The 7,597-nt window shown below is 71.3% G+C and carries 9 protein-coding genes; 8 read left to right on the plus strand and 1 reads right to left on the minus strand.

Features of this window, described 5'->3' with window-relative positions:
* Positions 1-14: 14 nt before the first annotated feature.
* The 3 genes from ACE3O1_RS13715 to ACE3O1_RS13725 are packed head-to-tail and all read left to right on the plus strand — an operon-like array spanning position 15 to position 3,082.
* Positions 15-929, plus strand: a complete 915-nt coding sequence (locus tag ACE3O1_RS13715; RefSeq protein WP_374315974.1) for a permease — start codon at positions 15-17, stop codon at positions 927-929.
* On the plus strand, positions 922-1,677 hold the full coding sequence (locus tag ACE3O1_RS13720) for a TIGR03943 family protein (RefSeq protein WP_374315961.1): 756 nt from the start codon (positions 922-924) through the stop codon (positions 1,675-1,677). The genes ACE3O1_RS13715 and ACE3O1_RS13720 overlap by 8 nt, the downstream gene beginning before the upstream one ends.
* Positions 1,667-3,082: a hypothetical protein gene (locus ACE3O1_RS13725; protein ID WP_374315963.1), complete on the plus strand. Its 1,416-nt coding sequence runs from the start codon at positions 1,667-1,669 to the stop codon at positions 3,080-3,082. Before ACE3O1_RS13720 ends, ACE3O1_RS13725 begins: the two co-directional genes overlap by 11 nt.
* Here the strand turns inward: ACE3O1_RS13725 and ACE3O1_RS13730 are convergent.
* On the minus strand, positions 3,064-4,707 hold the full coding sequence (locus tag ACE3O1_RS13730; protein ID WP_374315965.1) for an MFS transporter: 1,644 nt from the start codon (positions 4,705-4,707) through the stop codon (positions 3,064-3,066). The genes ACE3O1_RS13725 and ACE3O1_RS13730 overlap by 19 nt on opposite strands.
* A 76-nt stretch (positions 4,708-4,783) precedes the next feature.
* Between ACE3O1_RS13730 and ACE3O1_RS13735 the strand changes: the two genes are divergently transcribed.
* The 5 genes from ACE3O1_RS13735 (at position 4,784) to ACE3O1_RS13755 (ending at position 7,560) form a co-directional block, all read left to right on the plus strand.
* A complete protein-coding gene (locus ACE3O1_RS13735) occupies positions 4,784-5,485 on the plus strand; it encodes a DNA-3-methyladenine glycosylase (protein ID WP_374315967.1) in 702 nt (233 codons plus the stop codon).
* 138 nt (positions 5,486-5,623) lie between these two features.
* Positions 5,624-5,860, plus strand: coding sequence for a 50S ribosomal protein L28 (gene rpmB / locus ACE3O1_RS13740; RefSeq protein ID WP_374315969.1), 237 nt, complete (start codon positions 5,624-5,626; stop codon positions 5,858-5,860).
* The gene (gene rpmG / locus ACE3O1_RS13745; RefSeq protein WP_005051772.1) at positions 5,860-6,030 is read left to right on the plus strand and encodes a 50S ribosomal protein L33; all 171 of its coding nucleotides are present in this window, start codon (positions 5,860-5,862) and stop codon (positions 6,028-6,030) included. The genes rpmB and rpmG overlap by 1 nt, the downstream gene beginning before the upstream one ends.
* Before the next feature lie 4 nt (positions 6,031-6,034).
* Positions 6,035-6,340: a 30S ribosomal protein S14 gene (rpsN, locus tag ACE3O1_RS13750; RefSeq protein ID WP_169583741.1), complete on the plus strand. Its 306-nt coding sequence runs from the start codon at positions 6,035-6,037 to the stop codon at positions 6,338-6,340.
* A 122-nt stretch (positions 6,341-6,462) separates the two neighbouring features.
* Positions 6,463-7,560 (plus strand): alpha/beta hydrolase, encoded by a 1,098-nt coding sequence (locus ACE3O1_RS13755; protein ID WP_374315972.1) that lies wholly within the window; start codon positions 6,463-6,465, stop codon positions 7,558-7,560.
* The last annotated feature ends 37 nt before the right edge of the window (positions 7,561-7,597 follow it).

Consider the following 7,597-nt stretch of genomic DNA (forward strand, 5'->3'; position numbering starts at 1 on the left):
TCGTCGCGCTCGCGATCGGCGCGGCCGTCGTCGCCGCGCTCTTCGTGATCGACGCGGTCGCTCCGACGCTCTTCCCGGTCTCGCTGCCCACCCGGGCGCAGGACGGCCTGACCCTCGCCATCAGCGTGCTCATCGAGTCGCTCCCGTTCGTCATCCTCGGCGTGGTGCTGTCGATCGTGGTGCAGGTGTGGGTGCCGCCGGGTGTCATCGAACGGTGGATGCCGCGCCGCGCGTGGGCCCGCCGGGCCGTGCTCTCGCTGCTGGGCATGGTCGTTCAGGTGTGCGAGTGCGGCAGCGTCCCCGAGACCATGACCTTCCTCATCGCGGCGCCGATCGTGAACCCCATCGTGATCATCACGACGCACCAGGCGTTCGGCTTCAGCGACGGCATCCTGATCGCGCGCCTCGTCGGCGGCTACCTCATCGCGAACCTCATCGGCTGGCTCTACAGCCGACATCCGTCCCCCGATGCGCTGCTCACGGACCGCTTCCGCGACACGTGCGAGCTCGTCGTGCACGAGCCCGGGGGGAAGGGCCGTCGCACGATCGCGCAGTTCGTCATCGAGCTGCGCGCGGTGATGCCGGCGCTCGTCATCGGCTCGGCGCTGGCCGGAGCGGTGCAGGTGCTCATCCCGCGCGAAGCCCTCGTCGCGATCGGCTCGAACCCGGCGCTGTCGATCGTCGCGATGATGGCGCTCGCGATGGTGGTCGCGATCTGCTCCAACGTCGACGCGTTCTTCGCGCTGTCGTTCGCCTCGACGTTCACGCCCGGCGCCATCGTCGCCTTCCTCCTCGTGGGGCCGCTCGTCGACGTGAAGATGCTGGCGCTGATGCGCACCACGTTCACCACCCGCACGCTCGCGGGGATCGTGGTCGTCGTGATCCTCTCGTCGTTCGTCATCGGAACGGTGGTGAACCTCCTTGCGTGACGCGGAGTGGATCGGCGTGCGGTGGCTCGGTGTCGGGCTCGCCGCGGTGCTGGCCGTCGTCACCATCGCCCTCGCGGCGACGGGTCGGCTCGCGCTCTACATCAACCCCGACTCGACGTGGTTCGCCGTGTCGATGGCGGTTGTGGCGCTGGTCGGCGCCGTCGCCTCGTTCGCGCTGCCGCTCGGCGCCGAGTCCGATCACGGCCACGACCACGGTGCGGACGATCACGGGCACGACCATGCTCCCCACCCGGCTGCAGTCGCGGCGACGGTGGTCGGCGGGGTGGCGGCATCCGGTGTCGTCGTGCTCACCCTCGTCCTGCCTCCGGCGTCGCTGTCGGCCGAGCTCGCGATCTCGCGCGACGTCGGTGCGACGCCGCTGTTCGCGGGAGCGGATGTCGTCACCCTCGCCGCGACCGGAGACACGTCCTCGTTCGGGGTGGGCGAATGGGCGACGGTGTTCGCGACGGCGACGGATCCCGACGCGTTCGACGGCGATCCGATCGAGCTCACCGGGTTCGTCACCCCCGGAGAGGGCGGCGCCTTCGACCTGACCCGCCTCGTCATCACGCACTGCGTCATCGACGCGCAGCCGGCGAGCATCCCCGTCGCCGACGGGTACATCCCCGACACAGGTCAGTGGGTGACCGTGACCGGAACCGTGCGCTCGACCTCTGACGGCCGGCTCGAGATCGACGCCGAGAACGTCGAGGCGATCGACGAGCCCGAGGATCCGTATGAGTACTGAGCCGCCGACGCGCCGTGCGCACGGCCGTCGCCGGCGCGGGCGCGCGTTCGCGGGGGCGTTCGCCGTCGTGGTCGGCGTGCTCGTCGTGCTGGGACTCGCGGGGGCGGCGGCGACGGTGGCCCAGGGGCCGCGGGTCACCGACGTGCAGGTCGACCCCGCTGCGGCTGCCGAGGCATCCGGCTCCCGTCTCATCCTGACCACGACGCAGTCGCTCGCCGAGGTCGATCCGTCCCAGGTGACGGTGACCCCGGCGACGCCGTTCGCGGTCGACACGTCGGGCCGCAGCGTGGGCGTGCGCTTCGCCCTGCCGCTGTGGGACGACACCGAGTACACCGTGGTCATCGACCGCGTCGAGGGGCTCGGCGGTGGGCCGACGGCGACGCTCACTCAGACCTTTCGCACCCCGGCCGCGCAGGTCGAGCTGCTCCAGCGCTCCGCCGACGGCGACGACGCGATCCTGCGCACCGACCTCTCGGGCCGGAACGCCGTGGCCGTCTTCACGCATCCCCACATCGAGGACTTCCGCGCGACCGCGACGCACCTCGTGATGTCGGTGCGCACCGCGGACGACAGGGCCGGGCTCATCATGACCGACCTCGACGGCTCCGACCCGCGCGAGCTGCCGCTGCCGGGTGAGGGATACATCTCGAACCTGCAGAGCGCCGACCGGGGCGACGTCATCGGCTACACGTTCACCGATGCGGGCCTCGGCGCGGACGGCGGGCGGGAGAGCGAGCTGTTCACCGCCTCTCTCAAGGACCCGGATGCCGCGCCCCGGCCGATCGTCGTCGACGGCGCCGATCCGAGCGTCGGCGACTGGCGGTTCGTGCCCGACACCGACAGCATCCTGCTCCTGCCCTTCGACGGCTCGCTGCTGCTGACCGGCCCCGAAGGCGAGGGCGCGACCACGCTGGGGACTGCGCTCGCGATCGAGGGCATCGCGCGGGGATCATCCGAGGGGGTCATCGAGCGGGTGGACGGCATGACGACGATCGACCTCACGGATGCGACCGAGGCGCCTCTCGTCGCGCCGACGGACGACCTCGGGCCGGTCACGACGGTGACGCCGCTGCCCGACGGGTCCACTCTCCGCTCGGCGGCCGTGCTCGCGGACGACGGCACCCCGACGGGCCGCACCGCGATCTCGCACGTCGGCCCCGAGGGTGCGGCGCGCCTGCTCACCGAGATCCCGGAGACGGATGCCGTGCTGCAGGTGTGCGTGTCGCCCAGCGCCCGCTACGCGGCCGTCCTGGTCGCGCCCGACGCGGTGTCCAACCCGTACGACACGTATCAGCTGCCCCTGCCGGAGCGAGCCGAGACGCGCGTGCTCGAGATCGCCGACGGCGCCGAGGTCGTGGCGCTCACCGGGTCGGCGATCTCGTGGTGTCAGGTCCCGCCGGGCTGATCAGCCTTCTCGTCGTCCTTCGCGCCGGCCGCGGCAGGGACGGGGATCGTCGCCGGGAGCCCCCGGGCGAGCACGATGGCGATGAGCGTGAGTGCGAACACCAGGAAGAGAGCCTGCCGCAGCGACTGCACCTGCGTGTCGGCGTAGGTCTGGCCGACCTCGGTGGCGACCTCCTGGCTGCCGCCCGCGTCGAGCACGGCCTGCTCGGCCTGCTCCTGCGAGATGATCGGCGCGCCCGACGCCGTGGCCTCGGTGACCTGCTGCTTCACGTCGTCGCTCAGGGTGGTGCTGGCCTGGACCGCGGTGCCGAATCCGCCCGTGAGGAGCAGGATGAACACCGATCCGACGACCGCCGTTCCGAACGACGACCCGAGGTTCTGGAAGGTGCCCTGCAGGCCGCCCACCTCGGAGGTGTCCTCTTTGGCGACGGCGGACATGTTCACGTTGCCCAGCTGCGAGGCGAGCAGGCCGAACCCGGCACCGACCACGAACATGCCGGTGGCGAAGAGGAAGTCGGTGAGCTCCGGCTGCACGGCGATGAACACCAGGAACAGCCCGAGGCCGAGCGTGAACTGGCCGATGCGGGCGATGTTGCGGGCGGAGCGCACGGTGGAAAGGCGCGACCCGACGACCGAGAAGATGATCAGGCCGATCGACAGCGGAAGGATCTTCAGCCCGGTCTCGAGCGCGTTGTAGCCGAGGATCGTCTGCAGGTAGACCGGCACCACGAAGAACAGCGCGGCGATGGCGAAGTACTGCGCGAGGAACATCGTGAGGCCGCTGCGGAGCGCGGGGATGCGGAGCATGCTCACCTTGAGCAGGGGCACGCGTCCGCGGCGCTCGAGCAGCTGCTGCCGGCGGATGAACCACCACAGGATCAGGAACGCGATCACGATCAGGTACGCGACCGGCGAGATGCCGAACGGGGCGATCGTGACGCCGGCGACCTCCGGCGGGTCCAGCGGCACGAGCCAGCCCCAGACCTTGCTCTGCAGCACGGCGAAGACCAGCAGCGCCATGCCGCTGGCCGACAGCACCACGCTGAGCAGATCGATGCGCAGCGTGCGGTCGCCGGGGGTGTCCTTGATGCGTCCCGAGACGATCAGCACGAGGAACATGACGATCACCTCGCCGACGAACACCCACCGCCACGAGGCGTACGTCGTCATGAGCCCGCCGATGAGCGGTCCGGCAGCAGCGGCGAAGCCGGTGATGGCACCCAGGGCCGAGAAGGCGATGACGCGGTCGCGCCCGGAGTAGTTCACCGCGGCGAGGGCGGCGATCGCGGGGATCACGAGCACCGCGCCGAGCCCCTCGACGAGCGACCAGCCCAGCAGCAGCACGCCCAGGTTGGGGGCGAGGGCGGTGGTGAGCGAGCCCAGGCCGTACACGATCGACCCGATGCGGAAGGCGGTGCTGCGGCCCCACTTGTCGCCGAGCTTTCCGCCGGTGAGCATGAACGCCGCCATTGTGAGCGCGTAGAACGTGATCGCCGCCTGCATGCCGCCGATGTCGGTGCCGAGGTCTTCCGCCACGGTCGAGATCGAGACGTTCATGACGGTGCTGTCGAGCACCATGACGAACTGTGAGACGCCCAGGATGATGAGCACGAACCATCGCTTCATGCGCGAATGCTATCGGCGCGACGGACCGGCGCGAATCGCCTCGCAGGGGTGAGTCGCCCGTGCGTAGACTCCCCGCATGTCCGATCCCGCGCTGCGCCCCGCTCGCCGCGAGGACCTGACCGGCCTCCCCGCCGAGGTCGCTCCGCGCCTGCTCGGCGCCCACCTGACCACCGTCGTGGACGGCGAGACGGTGGTCGCCCGTCTCACCGAGGTCGAGGCGTACCACGGCCGGGGCACGGGCACCGTCGTGGACCTCGGGTCGCACGCCCGCATGGGCCGCACCGCGCGCAACGCCACCATGTGGGGCGAGCCTGGTCACCTCTACGTCTACCTCAGCCACGGCATCCATTCGTGCGTCAACGTCGTCTGCGGTCCCGAGGGCGTCGCGGGCGGGATCCTGCTGCGCGCCGCCGAGATCGTGGCGGGAGCGGATGCCGCGGCGCGGCGCCGTCCGGCGGCCAGAACTCCGCGCGATCTGGCGCGGGGCCCCGGCCGGCTCGGCGATGCGGTGGGGCTGCGGCATCCGGTGCACGACGGCATCGACGCCATCACCGGGGAGCCGTGGCACGGGGCCGTCGCCCGCCTGGAGCTGCGTGCCGATCCGCCGGCCGACATCGCCACGGGGCCGCGCGTGGGGGTGGCAGGAGAGGCGGGAACGAACCTCTTCCCGTGGCGCTTCTGGATCGCGGGCGACCCGACGGTGTCGGCGTTCCGGTGGGTCAGAGGGGCCGCGGAGGCGGCCGGAGTCAAGGACGGCACCCCGTCCGTGCTAGACTGACTCTTCGTCTGCGCGCACTCCAGCACGCAGTTCGTATCCCACCCTCTTCCGACCGGAAACGGTCCGATGAGTGCTGGGGTGCAGACAAGGGATCTTGGGTGGGGCCGTCCGGCTCCACGGTACTAAGGAGACATCACTATGGCAGCAGTGTGCCAGGTGACTGGAGCAGTTCCCGGCTTCGGTCACAACATCTCGCACTCGCACCGCCGGACGAAGCGCCGCTTCGACCCGAACGTGCAGAAGAAGACCTACTTCGTTCCGTCGCTGGGTCGCAACATCAAGCTCAACGTCTCGGCCAAGGGCATCAAGGTCATCGACGCCCGTGGCATCGAGGCAGTCGTCCGTGACCTCAAGGCGAAGGGTGTGAAGCTCTGATGGCCAAGAAGGCACAGGACGTCCGTCCGATCATCAAGCTGCGGTCCACCGCCGGCACGGGGTACACCTACGTGACGCGCAAGAACCGCCGCAACAACCCCGACCGCATCGTGCTGAAGAAGTACGACCCGGTCATCCGCAAGCACGTCGAATTCCGAGAGGAGCGCTGATCCCATGGCCAAGAAGAGCAAGATCGCGCGCAACCAGCAGCGCCAGGAGGTCGTCGACCGCTACGCCGCCAAGCGCGCCGAGCTGAAGAAGGCTCTCGTCGACCCCACCTCGACCGACGAGCAGCGCGAGGCCGCTCGCGTGGGCCTGCAGAAGCTGCCCCGCAACGCCTCGCCGGTCCGTCTGCGCTCGCGCGACGTCATCGACGGCCGCCCCCGTGGCGTGCTGACGAAGTTCGGCATCTCGCGTGTCCGCTTCCGCGACATGGCCCACCGTGGCGAGCTGCCCGGCGTGACCAAGTCCAGCTGGTAAGCACCCGCTTCACGGAAGGCCCGGAGTTCCTCGGAACTCCGGGCCTTCTGCGTTGCGCGCGGCCTCGGTCTGCGCCGCGTCAAGCGGGCTGCGGGACCGCGGTTTCGGCGCAAGATGGAGGGATGCCGCTGGATCCGTTCTTCGAGGAGCGCCTGCGCGTCCACCGCAAGCATCTGATCGACAAGGCGCGCGGGGCGATGCGCGCGCGCCTGACCACGCTGTGGCCGCTCGGCCGCTTCGCGGCGCCGGCGGCGGCGGATGTCGCGCCGGCCGCTTCAGCCGCCGTGCGCGGCGGCGGCGACCGGCCCTCGCTCGGACCGAACGCCCGCGCACGCGCGCGCAAGCGCCGCGCGGCCCTGGCGTGGGATCGATCCGAGCTGGCCGCGGTCGGCACGCCCGGTCCCGACGGGCGCACCACCGAGCACCGGGTGGACGTGCCCGGCCGCCCCGCCGTGCGCATCCGGGTGTACCACCCGGCGGTTCCGGGCTCCGCCGCCGTGCCGGGCGTGCTCGCGTTCTTCGGCGGCGCCTTCCGGATCGGGGGGATCGACTACCCGACGACGGATGCCTCGTTCCGCCGTCGCGCCGTCGACGCCGGCGTGGCGATCGCCGCCGTGGATTACGCCCTGGCGCCCGAGCAGCAGTACCCGGCGCAGGTCGAGCAGGCGTACGCGGCGCTGCAGTGGCTGCTCGCGGAAGCGGGCGAGCTCGGCATCGACCCGGGGCGGCTCGGGGTGCTGGGAACGTCCGCGGGGGGCAGCATCGCCGCCGCCCTGACGCTGATGAACCGCGACCGGGGTGGTCCCGCCCTCCGGCTGCAGGTGCTCGAGGTCCCGGTGGTCGACCTCACGGGCGAGCACATCGATCTGGGGGTGACGCGGGCGCTCGGCATCCCTCGTTTCATCGCCGTCCGCGAACTGCGCTCGGTGGCGCGCACCTACCTGCCGTCGAAGGATGCCGCGCGCGAGCCGTACGCCTCGCCGCTGCGCGCCGCGTCCCACGCGGAGCTGCCGCCTGCCGTGATCCTCACGGCGGAGTTCGACCCGCTCCGCGGCGACGGCGAGGCCTACGCCGCCGCGCTGCGGCGCGCCGGCGTCGATGCGAGCGCTGTGCGCTACCTCGGGGTGACGCACGACACCTCGATCTTCACGGCCGTGCTGCCCGCCGCGCGCCGCTGGCACGACGACGTCGTCGCGGCGCTGCGGCGCCTGCACGCGTGAGGCCCGGGGCTCCTGAGAGCCCCGGGCCCGTGTCCCA

It is taken from the genome of Microbacterium sp. (genome assembly GCF_041909575.1).
GTDB lineage: Bacteria > Actinomycetota > Actinomycetes > Actinomycetales > Microbacteriaceae > Microbacterium.